General features: G+C 42.0%; 17 protein-coding genes. 8 read left to right on the top strand and 9 right to left on the bottom strand.

The annotated features are described in order from the left end of the window. Positions 1–193: 193 nt before the first annotated feature. The 3 genes from bamE to nadK form a co-directional block, all read right to left on the bottom strand. Positions 194–586 (bottom strand): outer membrane protein assembly factor BamE, encoded by a 393-nt coding sequence (bamE, locus tag ACIH2S_RS13295; RefSeq protein WP_036949409.1) that lies wholly within the window; start codon positions 584–586, stop codon positions 194–196. A gap of 112 nt (positions 587–698) precedes the next feature. Beyond that, entirely contained in the window at positions 699–2,360 is a 1,662-nt protein-coding gene (gene recN, locus ACIH2S_RS13290; RefSeq protein ID WP_108478518.1) for a DNA repair protein RecN, read from the bottom strand. An 85-nt stretch (positions 2,361–2,445) separates the two neighbouring features. Continuing rightward, the gene (gene nadK / locus ACIH2S_RS13285; protein ID WP_181478775.1) at positions 2,446–3,330 is read right to left on the bottom strand and encodes an NAD(+) kinase; all 885 of its coding nucleotides are present in this window, start codon (positions 3,328–3,330) and stop codon (positions 2,446–2,448) included. 116 nt (positions 3,331–3,446) lie between these two features. Here nadK and grpE point away from each other — a divergent pair, with 116 nt between their 5' ends. Next, on the top strand, positions 3,447–4,037 hold the full coding sequence (gene grpE / locus ACIH2S_RS13280; protein WP_036949413.1) for a nucleotide exchange factor GrpE: 591 nt from the start codon (positions 3,447–3,449) through the stop codon (positions 4,035–4,037). Between the two features lie 119 nt (positions 4,038–4,156). Here the strand turns inward: grpE and ung are convergent, their stop codons facing one another. Then, the gene (gene ung, locus ACIH2S_RS13275) at positions 4,157–4,837 is read right to left on the bottom strand and encodes a uracil-DNA glycosylase (protein ID WP_349487917.1); all 681 of its coding nucleotides are present in this window, start codon (positions 4,835–4,837) and stop codon (positions 4,157–4,159) included. 340 nt (positions 4,838–5,177) lie between these two features. Between ung and grcA the strand changes: the two genes are divergently transcribed. Next, complete coding sequence (gene grcA, locus ACIH2S_RS13270) at positions 5,178–5,561, top strand: autonomous glycyl radical cofactor GrcA (RefSeq protein WP_108478520.1); 384 nt, start codon at positions 5,178–5,180, stop codon at positions 5,559–5,561. A gap of 160 nt (positions 5,562–5,721) precedes the next feature. Then, positions 5,722–7,176 carry an ankyrin repeat domain-containing protein gene (locus ACIH2S_RS13265; protein ID WP_154634645.1) on the top strand — a complete coding sequence of 485 codons (1,455 nt, stop codon included), beginning with the start codon at positions 5,722–5,724 and terminating at the stop codon, positions 7,174–7,176. 52 nt (positions 7,177–7,228) lie between these two features. Here ACIH2S_RS13265 and srmB read toward each other — a convergent pair whose 3' ends face one another. The 4 genes from srmB to ACIH2S_RS13245 form a co-directional block, all read right to left on the bottom strand. Further along, the gene (gene srmB / locus ACIH2S_RS13260) at positions 7,229–8,623 is read right to left on the bottom strand and encodes an ATP-dependent RNA helicase SrmB (protein ID WP_230082521.1); all 1,395 of its coding nucleotides are present in this window, start codon (positions 8,621–8,623) and stop codon (positions 7,229–7,231) included. Between the two features lie 181 nt (positions 8,624–8,804). Further along, complete coding sequence (gene gltS / locus ACIH2S_RS13255; protein WP_036949418.1) at positions 8,805–10,010, bottom strand: sodium/glutamate symporter; 1,206 nt, start codon at positions 10,008–10,010, stop codon at positions 8,805–8,807. 300 nt (positions 10,011–10,310) lie between these two features. Beyond that, positions 10,311–11,228, bottom strand: coding sequence for a formimidoylglutamase (gene hutG, locus ACIH2S_RS13250; RefSeq protein ID WP_108478522.1), 918 nt, complete (start codon positions 11,226–11,228; stop codon positions 10,311–10,313). A 2-nt stretch (positions 11,229–11,230) separates the two neighbouring features. Then, positions 11,231–11,962: an IclR family transcriptional regulator gene (locus ACIH2S_RS13245; RefSeq protein ID WP_036949422.1), complete on the bottom strand. Its 732-nt coding sequence runs from the start codon at positions 11,960–11,962 to the stop codon at positions 11,231–11,233. Positions 11,963–12,121: 159 nt separating this feature from the next. On the opposite strand from ACIH2S_RS13245, the gene trmN reads away from it, so the two are divergent. Further along, positions 12,122–12,856, top strand: a complete 735-nt coding sequence (gene trmN, locus ACIH2S_RS13240) for a tRNA(1)(Val) (adenine(37)-N(6))-methyltransferase TrmN (protein ID WP_108478523.1) — start codon at positions 12,122–12,124, stop codon at positions 12,854–12,856. 39 nt (positions 12,857–12,895) lie between these two features. Here the strand turns inward: trmN and nadB are convergent, their stop codons facing one another. Next, positions 12,896–14,497 (bottom strand): L-aspartate oxidase, encoded by a 1,602-nt coding sequence (gene nadB / locus ACIH2S_RS13235; RefSeq protein WP_036949425.1) that lies wholly within the window; start codon positions 14,495–14,497, stop codon positions 12,896–12,898. Between the two features lie 431 nt (positions 14,498–14,928). On the opposite strand from nadB, the gene rpoE reads away from it, so the two are divergent. The 4 genes from rpoE to rseC are packed head-to-tail and all read left to right on the top strand — an operon-like array spanning position 14,929 to position 17,606. Then, positions 14,929–15,507, top strand: coding sequence for an RNA polymerase sigma factor RpoE (gene rpoE, locus ACIH2S_RS13230; RefSeq protein WP_006661282.1), 579 nt, complete (start codon positions 14,929–14,931; stop codon positions 15,505–15,507). A 57-nt stretch (positions 15,508–15,564) separates the two neighbouring features. After that, on the top strand, positions 15,565–16,188 hold the full coding sequence (gene rseA, locus ACIH2S_RS13225; protein ID WP_036949428.1) for an anti-sigma-E factor RseA: 624 nt from the start codon (positions 15,565–15,567) through the stop codon (positions 16,186–16,188). Beyond that, positions 16,188–17,138 carry a sigma-E factor regulatory protein RseB gene (gene rseB, locus ACIH2S_RS13220; protein ID WP_036949430.1) on the top strand — a complete coding sequence of 317 codons (951 nt, stop codon included), beginning with the start codon at positions 16,188–16,190 and terminating at the stop codon, positions 17,136–17,138. The genes rseA and rseB overlap by 1 nt, the downstream gene beginning before the upstream one ends. A 3-nt stretch (positions 17,139–17,141) precedes the next feature. Next, the gene (gene rseC / locus ACIH2S_RS13215; RefSeq protein ID WP_036949432.1) at positions 17,142–17,606 is read left to right on the top strand and encodes a SoxR-reducing system protein RseC; all 465 of its coding nucleotides are present in this window, start codon (positions 17,142–17,144) and stop codon (positions 17,604–17,606) included. The last annotated feature ends 148 nt before the right edge of the window (positions 17,607–17,754 follow it).

Genomic DNA, 17,754 nt, shown 5'->3' with positions numbered 1-17,754 from the left:
GGTTTTTTCTTTGCGGGTGCGATGGATGCGTCGATTGATAGGCTAGAACGTAGAGGAGTATTGGCGAGAAGCTATAAAGGGATAAATAAAAGCACTAAAGTAACTACCTGTTTGTTATCCCATCATATAATTGGGCAGGTAGTTACTTATATACTCAAATTATACACGCTCAAGCATTACGCTATATAGGGTGTTATTCCGCTGCTTTTGGTTCTGATGCTTTAACTTCACCAGCTTCCATGGCTTGTTGTGCTTCAAGGTTTTTTTCGTTTTTGATATCTGTCAGGATACCGTTGCGATCAAACGTCAGCGTCAATGTTTCTTGCTTCACTGGGTCATGCCCCAGCTCTTGGCGGAAAACATAAAACCAAGTCTGAGAACCAAACGGGTCAGTCATCATTGGCGTGCCTAAAGCATAAGCAACCTGTTGCTGTGTCATTCCTTTTTTAATCTTCGCAACATCTTTCGCCGTTAGGTAGTTACCTTGGTTAATATCCGGATGATAGACAAGACGTTCCATCATTGAACAGCCCGTGGACATTAATGCGAATGATAGTGCTGCAGCAGTTAACAATTTATAACGCATGGATATCTCATTCCTTTTGGAGTCAGAACATCAATGATAATCGACATTGATACAATTTAAAACCTTCCAGATCGACTCTAAGACAACAGGAGATAAAAAAAGTTGTCGAAATTTAAGCTGCGAGCAACTCTTTTGCATTAGCCAATGTATTTTTTGTTACCTCTGAACCAGCGAGTAACCGTGCAAGTTCTTGTAATCTGGATTTTTTATCCAGTAACTGCATATGAGTCTCGGTTTCCACACCGTTCGTTTCTTTACTAACATAAAAATGGTGATGACCGCAGCCTGCAACTTGAGGCAAGTGAGTTACACACATAACTTGGGTGGACTCACCAAGTTCACGGAGTAATTTCCCGACGATAGCGGCGGTTGGACCACTGATCCCCACGTCCACTTCATCAAAAATTAAAGCTGGAGTATCCATTTTTTTCGCGGTGATCACTTGAATGGCTAAAGCGATGCGAGATAACTCACCACCTGATGCGACTTTCGCTAATGCTTGATGTGGCTGTCCTGGGTTAGTGGTGACATTGAATTCGACTTTGCAGGCGCCATCAATTTGTAAATGTTCAGGAACAAATTTTACATCAATCGTGAAGAGGCCATGAGGCATTGAAAGTTGGTGCATACTGCTGGTAATTAGCTGGCTGAGCTCTTGTGCATAATGCAGACGTACATGATGTAAACGTTCTGCACATTCTAACGCTTTTTGGTGGTCAGCAATGACCTGCGCATTTAAAGCTTCACAATCTTCATTTTGGTTAGCTATCTGATTTTGTTCTTCAACTAATTGTTGAAAAAGTTCAGGTAGGGCTTCAGGTGTGACGTGATGCTTACGTGCCAAACTAATTTGTTTGGAAATTCGCTGCTCTAATTCGAATAAACGATTTGGGTCTAATTCATATTGATCGCAGTAATGTTTAATTTCGTCACTGACTTCACTAACTTGGATGGCCGCTTCTTCTAGCATATCCAATAACCCTGAAAATTTAGGATTCAGAGCGACTAAATCAGAAAGCTCATTTTTTGCCATATTGAGAAGGCTGATAACGTTCGCATCGTCACTTTCTGTCAGAATTTGTGCTGTTGTTTGCCCAATAGTTAAAAATTGCCCGTGATTAGCAAGTTGTTTATATTCTTGATCAATTTCCTCAAACTCCCCTTGAACGGGTAGGAACTCATTTAACTCTTTTAAATGATAATCAAGCAATTGCTGGCGAGATTCACGCTCTTGCATCTGTTTTTGAAAAATAGCTAATTGCTGACAAGACTCATGCCACTTTTGCCACGTTTGCTTCATTTGAGCGAGTAATTCTTGCTGATTAGCATAGGCATCAAGTAGGGATTGTTGATGATCATTATCCAATAATAGCTGGTGAGCATGTTGACCATGAATTTGGATCAGTAATGCGCCAAGTTCACGTAATTGTGATAGGGGAACGGAGACACCGTTAATAAAGCCTCGAGAGCGCCCATCGGTTGCGATGGTGCGGCGCAGTAAGCATTCATTTTGATTATCAAGTTGATGCTCAATGAGCCAATTTGCTGCCATTTGAGCGTCAGACAGTGAAAAGCGAGCACATAAGTCGGCACGTTGAGCACCAGGGCGAACCATGTTGGCTTCACCTCGGTTACCTAAACATAAACCAAGAGCATCGATAGCAATGGATTTACCCGCACCGGTTTCACCTGTAATTGTCGTCATACCGCTACGAAAATCGATTTCTAACTCACGAACGATAGCAAAATTATTGATGGTTAGTTGGGTTAGCATCTGCGCTCTCCTGTTTAAATACACATCTGTGTTTTTGTACAGTTTAACCTGTTTTTTTATACAGTAAAGAGGCAGTGCAAAAAATTTAAAAAGTTTTTTTAGACCAACCGAGTTTTGAACTTAATGTATTGAAATAATTGTAATCTTTTGGGTGAACTAAATTCAGACTCTTCGAGCTGCGCTTTATAATCACCTCTTCGCCATCCTGTATAGGTAGCATAATTTGACTGTCGCAACTCACTTCATAATCAATATTGGTTCGTAAAAATTTTAAGCGGATACTGCTGTCGCTGCTGATAACTAATGGGCGAGACGATAGGGTGTGTGGGAACATCGGCACGAGTACAATAGCGTCTAGATTTGGTGTAAGGATAGGTCCCCCAGCGGATAAAGAGTAGGCTGTTGAGCCTGTCGGGGTCGCAATAATTAAGCCATCTGAGCGTTGTGAAAACGCAAATTTTTCATCAATGTAAACTTCAAACTCAATCATATGAGCGACTTTACCTGGGTGCAGAACCACTTCGTTGATGGCGCTACTTTTACGGGCTTTTTGATTTGCCTTGATTACTTGAGCTTCTAATAAAAAGCGCTGCTCTTCATGATATTCCCCATCAAGAACACAGGACAGTTGTTGAAGGGCATTGTCGGGGTCTAGGTCGGTTAAAAAACCCAAGTTACCGCGGTTTACGCCAATAACTTTATTGTTATAGCGGGATAAAATTCGCGCGGCCCCAAGCATGTTGCCATCGCCGCCAACCACAACGACTAAATCGGCTTGTTGACCGATTTCTGTTAAAGTTCCTGTATTGGCATCTTTTAATTTCAAATCCTTAGCCACTTGTTTATCAATTATTGCGTGGTAATTTTTTGAAATCAGCCAATGATAGATAAGTTCATGGGTCGCCAGTGCTTCAGGGTGCCTTGGGTGTCCGACAATACCGATAGTTTTAAATTGTGAAGATGGTGTCATCTTAGCCTTTTGCATACTTTTTTAACTCCTCGTTGTATGACTTCCCTTGAATCCCTGTATTAGATCCCCATAATACTCCCATAGATAGAATTATTGCTAAATACGCGGAGATATTCATGAGTAGTAAAGAACAAAACATGCATGATGAGCAAGCTTCTGAGCAAAATGAAACACAAAAAGTGCAAGCAGAGCAAGAAGTTGATACTCAACAAGCTGATTTACAAGCCGAAGAACAAGCGTTAGCAGCGCGTATTGCTGAGCTTGAACAGCAACTTGAAGCTTCCCGTAAAACTGAACGCGAAGCGATGTTACGTGCTCACGCTGAAATCGAAAATATTCGTCGTCGTACAGAACAAGATATTGAAAAAGCCCACAAGTTTGCGCTTGAGAAGTTTTCCAATGAATTGTTGCCTGTTATTGATAACTTAGAGCGTGCAATTGAGGCAGCTGATCGTGACAACGAAGAGTCCAAAGCGATGCTAGAAGGCCTAGATCTTACGTTGAAAACGTTCTTAGATGCCGTTTCTAAGTTTGGTATTGAGCCTGTTGATGCGGCAAATGTGCCATTCAACCCGGAAGTTCACCAAGCAATGACCATGATTGAATCCCCAGATCATAGTGCAGGTCAAGTGATTAACGTGATGCAAAAGGGTTATACCTTGAATAACCGTCTGTTGCGTCCTGCAATGGTCATTGTTTCTAAATAAGTTTAGAGCATAAATAGTTTTAGGGTATATAACGAGAATGGGATGCTGAGCATCCCATTTTTCTATTGCGAACTTCTACGAACTTTATCACCAATGCATTTTATCGCTATAGAATGCATCTATTCAGGAATAACCGGATACCAATCAATAGGTGCGCGGTCTTGCTGTTCAAGCAATTGATTAGCTTTCGAGAAATGACCACATCCTAAGAAGCCTCGATGCGCAGAAAGTGGTGATGGGTGAGGTGCTTTAAGCACATGGTGGCGTTTAGTATCGATAATGCGACCTTTCTTCTGTGCATGAGAGCCCCATAAAAGAAAAATCACGCCCTCAGTATGGTCATTAATCGCCTGAATCACTTTATCTGTAAACGTTTCCCAGCCTAGATGTGCATGTGAGTGCGCATTGCCTTGTTCTACAGTTAATACTGTATTGAGGAGTAAAACCCCTTGTTGCGCCCAGCTAAGCAAGTACCCATGTCCCGGGCGGACGAACCCAGGAATATCTTTTTCAAGCTCTTTATACATATTGACGAGTGAAGGCGGTGCTTTAATTCCCGGACGTACAGAAAAGGATAATCCGTGTGCTTGTCCTGGTCCATGATAAGGGTCTTGCCCCAAGATCACGATTTTGATGTCCGCTAATTCGGTATAGCGAAACGCATTGAAAACATCTTCTTGCGGTGGGTAGATTACTTTTCCACTTTCTCTTTCTTTTGCGACAAACGCGAGAGTCTCTTTGAAATAGGTTTGTGATTTTTCCGCACCAATTACGTCGTGCCAAGTCATCGTATTTGACATGAATGATCCCATAGTGATGTATTTTATAGTTCGTAGCTTACTGGTTCATGACGCATAGATAAAGTGTTGTTCCGCGCTAACTCCCTAAAAGCACTTCAAATTAATTTGAAAATTTACAAAAAATAATTAAAAAGTCTAAATATGAATATTGATTTAAATCATAAAGATGCACCGCTCTGGTTAATTACCATACGAAACATTTGATAAATATCAAAGAATCTGGGGGTTCTAGCTGGTATATATTAGATAAACAGGTTGGTTAGACCAATTATCCAATCAACAGCGATTAAAAACAGTTAGCAAAGATTGATCAAAATCTGATTCGAACGTGGAGGTCGAGATGATTACTGGTATTCAAATTACTAAAAGTGACAATGCAGCACTGCTGAACTCTTTCTGGTTAATCGATAGCGAGACAAATGAAGCTCGTTGCGTGTGTGCGAAAGCAGATTATAGCGAAGGTCAGGTTGTTCCTAAAGATGAATTGGGTGCTTTTGAGAGCCGCGAAGTTCCTTTGGAAATGAAACCAACTGTTCGCGTAGAAGGTGGCCAGCACTTAAATGTTAACGTATTAAGCCGTGAAACATTAGAAGATGCAGTTAAAAACCCAGAGAAATATCCGCAATTAACTATCCGTGTTTCTGGTTATGCAGTGCGTTTTAATTCATTAACACCTGAACAACAGCGTGACGTTATTACTCGTACTTTCACTGAAAGCCTGTAATAAACATTAAGGGGTCAATAGATCTCTTATCTTAATAAATTCTAAAAGCCATTGTTCTCAATGGCTTTTTTATTTGCCCCTAACAAAGTTGATTATTTCCCCCCTTGGTTATTTATATTTCAATATTCTTCCAGCATACAGCATTTGTTAGGGAGAATTTATGCCATTCAGTACAGCAATACAGCAGACAGTAAGTAAGGACGAACTTTCTTTTGTTGAAGAAGGTTTAAATTTATATCAACAAAATACATTTTCGGATTCATTATGTAGCCCTCGTGATAAATGGTCTAAAAATGTTACGAGAGAGGAGTTTCTAGGAAGAGATGCACAGAATAAAGATTATCTTTTAGCGTTACTATCACAAGGTGCTTATCATAGTAATTGGCGTGATATTCAAGGAGTAGAAAAACTCAGCACGTCAAAAATTAATGAATTAGGCATAGATGCAGAACTTTTAAATAATGAATTTACAGGTTTTCAATCGAATATTTGTTGTTTTAATGGTCTGTATATTATTTGCTTTGCGGGAACGAATGATATTGTCGATTTTTATGCCAATATTCGGCAAGGGCTAGGATATTACGAACCTCAATTCTTTCAGGCGGTAGGGTTAACTAATATTCTATATCGAGCCGTGAAAGGTAATATTATCTGTACAGGGCACTCTCTAGGGGGCGGTCTTGCATCAATAGCCGCATTGGCGAGTCAATCACCTTGTATTTCATTTAGTCCTTCAGGGCTTGCACAAAATACAGTACATAAAATTGGAATGGATTATAACATTGCTAAGCAACAAGCAGATGAAGGTTTGATACGCTTTTATACTGTTCAATATGATTGGCTTGATGCACTTCAAAACACGTTACCAATCCCTTCTGCGTTGGGAAACCGTATCAAAATGGCTTACAGCGAACATAATTCTTGGAAAGACTGGTTACCACACCGTTTGTTGACCAGGAGCTTTATTGCACATTCAATGGTTAAGATTATTAGGATGATGTGCAAACATAAACCATGGAATAATTGGAATGCGATTACAGGTGAATTTGATAAAACAGCGGATTCTATGTTGAATGAATTTCCTAACGTAGAGCAAAACCAAAGTTTTAATTGGCAAGAAAGTTGTAAAAATTCAATTAAGAAAGAAAATATTAGTGAATTTAAAGTGCTACTTTCAATGAAAAATAAGCACTGTGATATTGATAAACTGGCAATGCAATCTGTTCGTGCAGGTAATAGCCAATTTATAAAAGTATTATTGGAATCTCCATACGGGCAGGGAATTAAAAAAATGCAGCTAGCTCAGCAAAAAACAGTTTTACATTTAGCAGCTCAAAGCGGGAGAGTGGCTCAATCAGAAATTTTGCTGAGTAATGGTTTAATGGTCAACGTGAGAGATAATTTGGGAAATACCCCGTTGCATGACGCTTTAAATAGCCACTCTTTAGATGTTGCTGAATTATTATTATCAAATGGCGCAGATTGGCGAATGGAAAATAATCAGGGTTATAACTGCCGAGATATTTTAGATAATCATATGATAAAAGCAGAAGCGTTAACCAATGAAAGTCGGGTTATGAGAGAGAAGGTTTATAAGTTAATGAACTTAAGTTAATAAATGAAAAACGGGCCGAAGCCCGCTTTTGTCAGTATCACTCGATTGAGTTTTACTTGGTTTTATTGCTATCTGCTGCGCTTGCAGACGGTGCAGCTTTAGATGGCGCAGACGCAGTTGCAGATGGCGTAGTTGTAGATGATATAGCTGGAGTGCGACGTTTACCGATATTTTTCTTATCGCGATGGCGTACTTTTTCTTTTTTCTTGCTTTGCTCTTCTTTTTTCTTCTCTTTACGCTTAGCCAGCACTTTCTTAGAGGGTTTTGGCTTATTCAGCATCGCTTCAGAAGGCGCTTTGGTTGTTGGGCGTAATGAATCTACCACTCGCATCTTAATTGGGTCTTCGATGTAGCGAGTGATTTTACCCAGTAGAGGGAAATCGTGTGCTTCAACTAAAGACAGAGCAGTTCCTTTGCGTCCAGCACGACCGGTACGACCGATACGGTGCAAATAGACATCCGCGGTGCGCGGTAAGTCAAAGTTAAAAACATGGCTGACGTTTTCAATGTCTAATCCACGAGAAGCCACGTCTGTTGCAACGAGGACTTTAACTTGTCCAGTCACTAAGCGGCGAACAGCTTCGTTACGCTTCGCTTGCACCATTTCACCTTCGATATAGCAAGGTTCAATCCCTGCCTCACGCAGCCATTGGACAACTTCACGAACGCGTTCACGCTTACGCACAAAGACTATCGATTTGGTGACGTCTTCTTGCTTGATAAGGTGACACAGCAGCGCAGTTTTATGCTCTAACGTGTCAGCGCGATAGTAAAATTGTTGGATTTTCTTGCGTTCACGGCGTGAAGGATCTGCTTCAATTTCGATAGGATCTTCGAGTAGACGCTCAGCAAAATCACGAATTGCTTCACCTTCAAGAGTGGCAGAGAACAACATGGTTTGCTTGCGCCAGCGGGTTTCGCCTGCGATAGTTTCTATATCGTGCGCAAAGCCCATATCCAGCATACGGTCAGCTTCATCGAGGATCAAAATTTCTACGGCGCGGCAATCGAAGTTTTCTTCTTTAATGTATTGCAGCAAACGTCCGGTGGTTGCTACGACGATATCTTGGTTTTCGCTGAAAACCTCAGCGTGGTTCATATACGCAACGCCGCCTGTAATGGTGGCAACGTCTAAATGATTATGTGCACACAACTCTTTAGCTTGATCAGCGACTTGCATAGCGAGTTCGCGAGTTGGTGTTAAAATCAGAACGCGAGGCGGACCTGATTTTTTTCTTGGGAAATCAAGTAAATGTTGAATGGCTGGCAATAAGAACGCCGCAGTTTTACCTGTTCCGGTTGGGGCTGAACCTAAAACGTCGCGTCCATCCATTGCAGGAGGGATTGCCGCTTCTTGGATGGCCGTCGGGCGCTCGTAACCTTTATTGGTCAGCGCGGTGATCAGGCTCTCATCAAGCTCAAGTTCAGAAAAAGTGGATGCAGTCATGATATACCTCTATTTGGGGCGCTGATTATAAACAGGTTAGCAAAATTGTTCACCACAAAAATCAGCTTTGTGCAGAGTTTACCTGTTTTTGTTGGCGGGGGGTATACAAGGAAGTGGCTTACTGGTAATGCTCCCTCTTACCAAACTCTGTCGTATGGTTGGTAAGAGGGATGAAGTGGAATTAGCTGAGCATGTTAATTAACCAAGTGTGGTAAGGAATTCCAACGAGGTCGATAAGTACAGCACCGCTTAATGGCACAATCATAAACGCTTTCATAGAAACTTGTTTGTAGCGCTCACAGACTGATGACATGTTTGCCATTGCGTTCGGTGTCGCCCCTAAACCATGTCCCATCATGCCTGAACACATTACTGCAGCATCGTAGTTTTTGCCTAACAGCCTGAAGACGACGAAAACAACGAACAGGATGATGGCAATAGTTTGCGCCAGTAAGATGATGAATAATGGCAGGGCGATGACTTTCAATTCCCAAATCTTAAGCGACATCATCGCCATGGTTAAGAATAAGCCCAGTGAAACATCTGAAATTAGGTTGATGGATTTTTGGTTAATACGAACAATTTCAACTTGGTCGTTAATGTTACGCACAATAATCGCGATAATCATTGCACCGACATAGCTTGGTAAAGAGAATCCCGTGGCTTTAGTAAATTGCGCAGAAGCAAATTGACCGACAACCATTACACCTAAAATAAGCGCTAACATTTTTAAGAATGCATGGGCATCGATAGAATCGATTTTGCCAGCCAATTTCTCTTCAACTTTCACGCTTTCAATGTGTTCTTCGGTTTGAATAGTGACTTTGTGTTTTTTAATTAAATAGCTCGCGATAGGGCCACCTAATAAGCTTCCTGAAATCAGACCAAACGTTGCTGCTGCAATAGCCGCAACAGTTGCAGACTGTACGCCAAGACCTTCAGCCATACCACCAAAGGCAGCCGCACCACCGTGTCCACCTGTTAAGGAAACACCGCCAGCCATGATCCCGATAACCGGGTCGATACCTAATAAATGCGCCAGACCAGCACCAAAGGTGTCTTGGAAAATAACCAATGTCCAGCAAATTAATAGGTAAGTAATGAGTAAGCGTCCACCGCTTTTTAATACGCGGAAGCTGCCATCAATACCAACAGTTGTAAAGAATGCCACCATTAAGAATGACTGTAAGCTGGTATCGAAAGTAATTTCAGCTAAATCGAAAGACTTTAATCCCCAAATAAGCAAGCTGACTAAAAAACCACCAATGACCGGTGAGGGAATACAGAAACGTTGCAGCCATTCAATGCGTTTTTTGAGGTGAACACCCATCAGTAGGCAAACTACAGTCAGGAAGAGGGTGGTGAGTGTGTCGATTTGGAATGTCATATTTTTCCCTTTATTTATACTTTGTCTTTCGTGCTACAGCGTTGTTGGTTTCTCTCAGGTCCCCTAGTCACATACTTGTGTATGTTCCTAGGGCTACCTTCGTTCACCGCCTAGCTGTAACTCGAAATCCAAGGGTATAAATGTCTTGTTAAAGACACGATAAAATTGTTTTTCGTGCTACAGCTTTAGGGGCACAATGCTGTTTATTTTTAACTAGTTGCTTAGTTGACTAAGCTTTTATTTATATTTTGAAAGACAAGGTAAAGTTGTTTATCAGTCGTTTTATTGTGTTTGTTGTTTTTAGAATAAATATTGGTAAACCAAGTAAGCTGCTAGTTTTGATGTGTGGTTATCAATATCAAATTCAGGATTGCACTCAGCGATATCAAACAGTGCAATCTTGCCGCTAGATTTGATGACACTAAATAATTCATCAAATGTTTCAGTAGAAATCCCTCGAGCGGCTGGCGCGCTGACTCCCGGTGCGATACCTGCAGAGAACACATCCAAATCCACAGTGACATACAGGTAATCCACTGAATTTATAAATTGTTTAATCTGTTCAATTGCTTGGGGTAATAAGCTTGCGGTTAAAGCTTTATCGCGAATATAGTGGCAACCTAAGCGATCCGCTGTATCAAATAACACCTTGGTATTACCGTGATCTGCGATGCCTAAACATAGGTAATTGAAAGGGCGCTGGTGCTTAGCGCACAGTTGTGACGATTGTAAAAATGGCGTGCCAGATGTGGCTTCTGGGGCTTCGCGTAAATCAAAGTGCGCATCAAAATTGATGATCCCAATGGTTTTTTCTGGTTGATGTTTTTGAACAAAATCGAAAACACCTTGGAAGCTCGCAAAGCCAACTTCGTGCCCACCGCCTAAAACAATGGGTTTTTGGCGCAGTTCTAACACTGAGATTATCTCATCGGATAGGCGGCGTTGAGCCGCTTCCAGATCGCCATCATCACAACTTACTGTTCCCACATCACGAATAGCCAGTGGCTGGTGGATAGGCAGGCCAGCAAGTTGACGACGGATAGTATCAGGACCAGATTTAGCGCCTTGGCGGCCTTTATTGCGGCGAACACCTTCGTCCGAAGCGAAGCCGATAATGGCAAACTCCGCAGGTGAATGTTGGTTGATGACTTGGTGAATGCGTAAATGTTCCTGTGTTTCACCATCAGTACGACCCTGCCATTGAAAAGGTTGTGTCATAGTTACTCCAAGTTAATCAGTTTTGTTATATTTTGGGCCGTTTGGCATGTGGCTTTAATCAGCTCATCGACACGGTTGACGGCACGAAATTCGGGTGCCATGACAGAGACGACAGCTAAAATATCATTGCCTTTAAAAACAGGTGCCGATGCGCCAAAAACACCAGCATCAATTTCACCAACAGAAATGCCATAGCCCTGTTGACGGATTTGGATTAGATCCTGTTTTAATTTCTGTAAATAGTTATCTTTGTGTAGCTGCTTGGCGTGAGTTTCGAAGACCAATTCTTGGTATTGTTCATCACGGTAAGCTAAGAGGGTTTTTGCACTAGCGCCGCGGATCACGGTATTGCCATGTCCCACAATAAAAGAGCAGCGTACGGCTTGTTCACTATCAATTTTATCGACACAGATGGTTTCCCGTAGGTTGGCGGTGATAATTGCCGCAGTTTCTTGGGTCTTTTTCGCTAATGCATGCAGCTCTGATTTTGACGAGGTCATCAACAAACTGTGGTGATAGTATTTTTCTTGAGTTTTGATACTCTGCGCACCAACGGTATAAGTGCCATATTGCTTAGAGTAAGTTATAAATTCCCAGTTTATGAGAATAGTTAAAAGCCGATAAACCGTTGAGAGAGGAATATCTAACTCTTTGGAAATGGTTTGCGGTGTGATTGGAGACGCGCAAGTCGTGACAAACGATAAGATATCTAGTGTTCTATTAATACTGTTCATGGCATCTCCTTTTTCTCGAACTTAGCAGTAAAAAAAATCACTAACAAATCACATTCTCATTATGCGAGAATAATATTATTAGAATTAGATTAAATTTGCAGATTTGTGGGTTGAAATTGAGAATATTCACGCAAATCCTATTTAAACCAGAGTGGCAGTATGAGCGAACAAAAAAAGAGTTATCGAAAAGGCGGGTTTACCTTCAAGCAATTTTTTGTTGCTCATGATCGTTGCGCGATGAAGGTCGGTACTGACGGGGTATTACTCGGTGCGTGGGCGCCTCTTAATTCGACAAAATACGCGTTGGACATAGGCAGCGGGAGCGGATTAATTGCCTTAATGCTGGCTCAGCGTAGTGAGCAAGTGCAGGTTGATGCGGTTGAACTTGATGACGCTGCGGCGTTACAAGCACAGGAAAATTTTGATGAATCTCCATGGTCTGAACGGCTGCGAGTGTTCCATCAGGACATTATTACGTTTAGCGAACAGCCTAACCATCAGTATGAATTAATCGTGAGTAATCCTCCTTATTTTGAGCCCGCGGTAGCGTGTCGGGATGAAAAACGCGATCAAGCTCGCTATACCGGAACACTTACTCACCAAGTATTATTAGATAGCGCGAAACGATGCTTGGCACCAGACGGGATTTTTTGTTTGGTATTGCCTTATGATGTAGGGCAGAAAGTCGAAGCGATGGCAATGGCGAGTGGTTGGTATTTAGCCTATCGCGCGCAAGTTCAGGATAAAGCCCATACACCATATCATCGGATGCTATTAGGGTTGACGATTAAGATGATGGAACCGGTTATTTCGTCTTTAACATTGAAACAACCAGATGATAGCTATACGGATGAGTTTATCTCGTTGATCCAGCCATTTTATCTTAAGTATTAAAAGCCTATCTGCGGCTAATGCACAGATAGGCGGTGAATATTAGCGGGTTAAAACGGTTGGACCAGAATCGGGTAAAAGTTCAGGGTAGTCTAAGGTATAGTGCAAACCGCGACTCTCTTTACGTTCTAAGGCGCAGCGCACCATTAGTTCTGCAACTTGGACTAAGTTGCGTAGTTCCAGTAAGTTATTGGAGATGCGGAAATTAGCATAGTAATCATTAATTTCTTGTTGAAGTAAATGAATACGACGCAAAGCGCGTTCAAGGCGTTTTGTGGTTCTTACTATCCCCATGTAATCCCACATAAATAAGCGTAACTCATGCCAGTTATGCTGAATGACAACTTGTTCGTCAGAGTTATGGACTCGGCTTTCATCCCATTCAGGGAGTTCAGAAACCTCAGGGATCTGGTTGATCGTTTTGATGATATTTTCTGCGGCAGCCCACCCATAAACTAGACATTCAAGTAATGAGTTGGACGCCATGCGATTGGCACCATGTAGCCCGGTATAACTCACTTCACCAATAGCATAAAGATTCGGCACATCTGTCATGCCTGTCGGGTCAACAACAACGCCGCCGCAGGTATAGTGTGCTGCGGGAACTATCGGGATCGGCTCTTGGGTTAAATCTAAACCTAAGGTGAGTAATTTGGCATAAATGGTGGGGAAGTGGTGCTGAATAAACTCAGGGGATTTGTGGCTGATGTCCAGATACATGCAGTCTGCCCCGAGGCGTTTCATTTCATGGTCGATAGCTCTGGCGACAATATCCCGCGGTGCTAATTCACAACGCGCGTCATAATCTGGCATGAATCGGCTACCATCAGGGCGTTTTAAGTGAGCGCCTTCACCTCGTAAAGCTTCGGTGAGTAGGAAATTACGTGCTTGAGGGTGGAATAAACAGGTTGGATGAAACTGGTTAAATTCCAAATTAGCTACGCGGCAGCCTGCCCGCCATGCCATGGCAATACCATCACCGGATGAGATATCAGGGTTGGTGGTGTATTGATAAACCTTCGCAGCGCCACCTGTGGCTAAGACGATAGTTTTTGCTCGTATAGTTTCGACTTGCTCTTTTTGGCGATTCCAAACATAGGCACCGACAATACGGGAGCGGGTATTTTGTTGGGTTTTATCTTCGAGGATCAGATCAACCGCATTGTAGCGTTCTTTGATCTGGATATTCGGGTGTTCGAAAGCAAGATTAACAAGGGTGGTTTCAACCTCTTTTCCGGTGGCATCTGCATGATGCAAAATACGGCGATGACTGTGTCCGCCTTCTCGGGTGAGGTGATACTGAGTTTCCCCTGTTTCGTTGACTTCGGTATCAAATAAAACCCCTTGGTCAATCAGCCATTGAACACAATGTTTGGCGTTTGATGCAATAAACTCTACGGCGCTCTTTTCGCAGATCCCCGCGCCAGCCACAAGCGTGTCATTAACATGGGATTCTATGCTGTCGGTGTCATCGAAAACGGCGGCTATTCCGCCCTGAGCGTAATAAGATGCACCATCACTGAGGGTGCTTTTGCTGAGAATAGTAACTTGATGAAAGGGTGCAAGCCGGAGTGCGGCTGATAATCCTGCGACACCACTTCCAATGATTAAAATATCAGTGTCATGCTGTGTGGATGCGTTCATAAGTGTTTGTGTGTTGTGTTTCTATAGAGAATTTTATGTTAGCCTATCGAGCTGCTTGTGACTATGTATTAATCGCATTTTGAGTTCTTAAAGAACTATATTATTTAGCTACACTTTAGTTTATTTGGAAAATCATCATTTATTTTGGAAAAAACTATTGGCTAAATGAAAAGTGCCAATGTGAATGAATAAATTCCACGTAATCATGCCGTAGATATGCCTGTTTTGTGTATACTATTAGGTAGTGCTCACAAGGATCAATGAGATCGATTAAGAAACATCGATCCCATTTTTTGAAATTATTTTCGATTATTTTTGGAATAAATTGAACTTCATCAGTTTTTATTACTCGAAGTTAGGCTTGCTTAAGGAAGGGAGAAGATGAACAAGTTAAGTCATTATCAATCTGTGTTCAGGAGATGGTTCCTGGAATGAGCGAGCAGCTGACAGACCAAATATTGGTTGAGAAAGTACAAAAAGGCGATCAACAAGCTTTCAATTTACTGGTGATTAAATACCAGCATAAGGTTGCAAGTCTCGTTTCTCGTTATGTACCGCAAGCGGATGTGCCTGATGTTGCACAAGAGTCGTTTATTAAGGCTTATCGTGCAATCGGCTCGTTCCGTGGCGACAGTGCCTTTTATACTTGGCTTTATCGAATTGCTGTCAACACGGCAAAGAACTACTTAGTCGCGCAAGATAGACGTCCTCCCGCGTCAGATCTAGAAGCAAGCGACGCAGAAAACTTCGAATCAGCCGGCGCATTAAAAGAAATTTCGAACCCAGAGAACTTAATGTTGTCTGATGAATTAAAGCGAGTTGTTTTCCGTACCATTGAGTCACTGCCAGAAGATCTCCGAATGGCAATCACGCTACGTGAACTTGATGGCTTAAGCTACGAAGAGATAGCCGAAGTGATGGATTGCCCTGTGGGTACCGTTCGATCACGGATCTTTAGAGCAAGGGAAGCAATTGATGAAAAAGTTCAGCCGTTGATCCAACAACATTAATTGGTTGGGTCGCGAGTTACCATTTAACTGTGAGCAATTAACTGAAGGTAATTGGGCATGCAAAGAGAGAAACTTTCCGCAATGATGGATGGTGAAGCTCTAGATTTAGAACTTATTAACACCATTTCATGTGATTCAACGTTAAAGCAACGTTGGGAGAGCTATCATCTTGTTCGTGATACTCTGCGTAATGATACAGGCGATGTCATTCATTTTGATATTGCAAGTAAAGTTGCGGCAGCGCTGGAAAATGAACCGGTGCGAATTAATCCTCAAGCAGTTGTTGAATCACAACCAGAACCTGCAAGCTGGAGTGGTTTCCCGTTTTGGAACAAAATTCGTCCATGGGCTAGCCAAATTACGCAAATCGGTGTGGCTGCATGTGTATCACTCGCTGTAATTGTGGGTGTTCAACAATACAATCAAAGCAATAGCGTCGATTCTACTGTGGATGATCCTGTATTTAATACTGTTCCTGTCGGACGTGGTGCGCCAGTTAGCTTAAATATTTCAGATAGCCAATTGTTTGGCACTGAGCAACAGTCTCAGCAAATCGAACAACAGAATCAACGTATCAATGCCATGCTGCAACAGTATGAAATTGAAAGACGTTCGATGCTGAATCAGCCACATCAAGACAGTGATAAAAATACCGCATCAGCAGGGGTTAAACTGCAATAATGAATAAATGGTTATCCGTCCTCTGCCTGACGGGCAGCCTGATTATATCTAATCAAGCGTCGGCATCATCTACGGATGCCGATGTTCTTTTCAAAGAAATGGGAACGGCTGCCCAGAACCTGTCATATGAAATGTCGTTTATGACATTCAATCCGCAAAATATCGTTCCAGTGCGCTATCGCCATGCGATTATCAATGGTGTTCCTATTTCTCAAATGATCCAAATGGATTCATCTCGCCGAGAAATAGTACAAAATGGCAACCGAATTAGTTATTTTGAACCGGGATTCGATGCGTTTAGCCTGAATGGCGAACATATCATTGATAACTTACCTACGGTACTTTTTGCTGATTACCAAAAAATTCAGCCTTATTATAATTTTATTGATGCTGGCCGTACGCATATTGGTGATAGACCCGCATTAGTCATCCGTATTATTTCAAAAGATAATTCTCGATTTAATTATGTGTTACTAATCGATGAAGAAACTAAATTGCCACTGCGTGTTGATTTGCTCGACAACAATAATCAAACACTGGAACAGTTCCGGGTAATTTCGACTGTTTTAGATAGCAAAAATGTACAAGATTCATTGAAATCCCTCAGTAATGTGAATTTACCACCATTATTGGTATCGCCAAAAAATGAAAACCCATCATTTAAATGGCGGGTGGGAATGCTGCCTCCAGGCTTTGAGGAAGTGTCTCGCTCTACGCGAAAATTGAGTGATGATGACATCATTGAAACAGCGATGTTCAGCGATGGGTTATTCACCTTTTCGGTTAATGTGACAAAAACATCGAAAGGTCCTTTACTGGATCAGCCGCTACAAAATGGTCGCCGCACAATTTACACCATGACTCAAAAGCAAAATGTGATTACGATAATAGGGGAGCTACCGCTATCAACATCCCAGTTAATTGCGAGTAGCATTCAGTTTCGGGAGTAAATCATGGTAAAAGAATGGGCAACGGTAGTTAGGTGGCAGAAAGGACGAGCGTTATTGCGTTATGGCTCTTCAGCCGGATGTGGAAGTTGCAGCGCTCGTGCGGCTTGCGGTTCATATGCTTTAAACAAAATAGGACCTAACACAGAGCATGAATTGGAAATTGAAGTTGAACAGCCTTTGGTTGTTGGACAAAAAATTGAAGTAGGTATTCCTGAAGGAAGCTTGCTACGTTCTGCTATGTTAGTCTATTTAACGCCATTGGTTGGATTGTTTATATTTGCCGCATTGGCTCAATTAGCTGAATTTGAGCAGGTATGGGTTGCATTAGCAGGCATTTTCGGTGGGTTTGCTGGCTTTTTCACTGCGAGAGAAATGGCTTCACGTTGGCGCAATAAAATCGATTTTCAGCCTATCGTTTTACAAATAGGGCTGCCCCCCGGCGAAATCAGCGTTCAAACACATGGTTGAATGCCATTGTCTCACATCATCGCCTGTAGCTAAGCTTTCACGACATAAGCTTTTTACTACAGGCGATTTTGTTTTTGGTCGTTCAAAAATGAAGAAAAATGAAATAAGTAACTCATTCAACTTTGGCTAGTTTACAGTTGTTTTACAT

This window comes from Providencia lanzhouensis, from assembly GCF_050469745.1.
Lineage (GTDB): Bacteria > Pseudomonadota > Gammaproteobacteria > Enterobacterales > Enterobacteriaceae > Providencia > Providencia lanzhouensis.
This window is presented reverse-complemented; position numbering and strand designations above follow the sequence as displayed.

What these genes read in the sequence shown, in the direction of transcription:
- recN (WP_108478518.1), bottom strand. Translation starts at nt 2,360, where the DNA reads ATGCTAACCCAACTAACCATCAATAATTTTGCTATCGTTCGTGAGTTA.
- grcA (WP_108478520.1), top strand. Translation starts at nt 5,178, where the DNA reads ATGATTACTGGTATTCAAATTACTAAAAGTGACAATGCAGCACTGCTG.
- hutG (WP_108478522.1), bottom strand. Translation starts at nt 11,228, where the DNA reads ATGACACAACCTTTTCAATGGCAGGGTCGTACTGATGGTGAAACACAG.
- ACIH2S_RS13265 (WP_154634645.1), top strand. Translation starts at nt 5,722, where the DNA reads ATGCCATTCAGTACAGCAATACAGCAGACAGTAAGTAAGGACGAACTT.
- ACIH2S_RS13245 (WP_036949422.1), bottom strand. Translation starts at nt 11,962, where the DNA reads ATGAACAGTATTAATAGAACACTAGATATCTTATCGTTTGTCACGACT.
- gltS (WP_036949418.1), bottom strand. Translation starts at nt 10,010, where the DNA reads ATGACATTCCAAATCGACACACTCACCACCCTCTTCCTGACTGTAGTT.
- rseA (WP_036949428.1), top strand. Translation starts at nt 15,565, where the DNA reads ATGCAAAGAGAGAAACTTTCCGCAATGATGGATGGTGAAGCTCTAGAT.
- rseB (WP_036949430.1), top strand. Translation starts at nt 16,188, where the DNA reads ATGAATAAATGGTTATCCGTCCTCTGCCTGACGGGCAGCCTGATTATA.
- grpE (WP_036949413.1), top strand. Translation starts at nt 3,447, where the DNA reads ATGAGTAGTAAAGAACAAAACATGCATGATGAGCAAGCTTCTGAGCAA.
- srmB (WP_230082521.1), bottom strand. Translation starts at nt 8,623, where the DNA reads ATGACTGCATCCACTTTTTCTGAACTTGAGCTTGATGAGAGCCTGATC.
- bamE (WP_036949409.1), bottom strand. Translation starts at nt 586, where the DNA reads ATGCGTTATAAATTGTTAACTGCTGCAGCACTATCATTCGCATTAATG.
- nadB (WP_036949425.1), bottom strand. Translation starts at nt 14,497, where the DNA reads ATGAACGCATCCACACAGCATGACACTGATATTTTAATCATTGGAAGT.
- trmN (WP_108478523.1), top strand. Translation starts at nt 12,122, where the DNA reads ATGAGCGAACAAAAAAAGAGTTATCGAAAAGGCGGGTTTACCTTCAAG.
- rpoE (WP_006661282.1), top strand. Translation starts at nt 14,929, where the DNA reads ATGAGCGAGCAGCTGACAGACCAAATATTGGTTGAGAAAGTACAAAAA.
- nadK (WP_181478775.1), bottom strand. Translation starts at nt 3,330, where the DNA reads ATGACACCATCTTCACAATTTAAAACTATCGGTATTGTCGGACACCCA.
- ung (WP_349487917.1), bottom strand. Translation starts at nt 4,837, where the DNA reads ATGTCAAATACGATGACTTGGCACGACGTAATTGGTGCGGAAAAATCA.
- rseC (WP_036949432.1), top strand. Translation starts at nt 17,142, where the DNA reads ATGGTAAAAGAATGGGCAACGGTAGTTAGGTGGCAGAAAGGACGAGCG.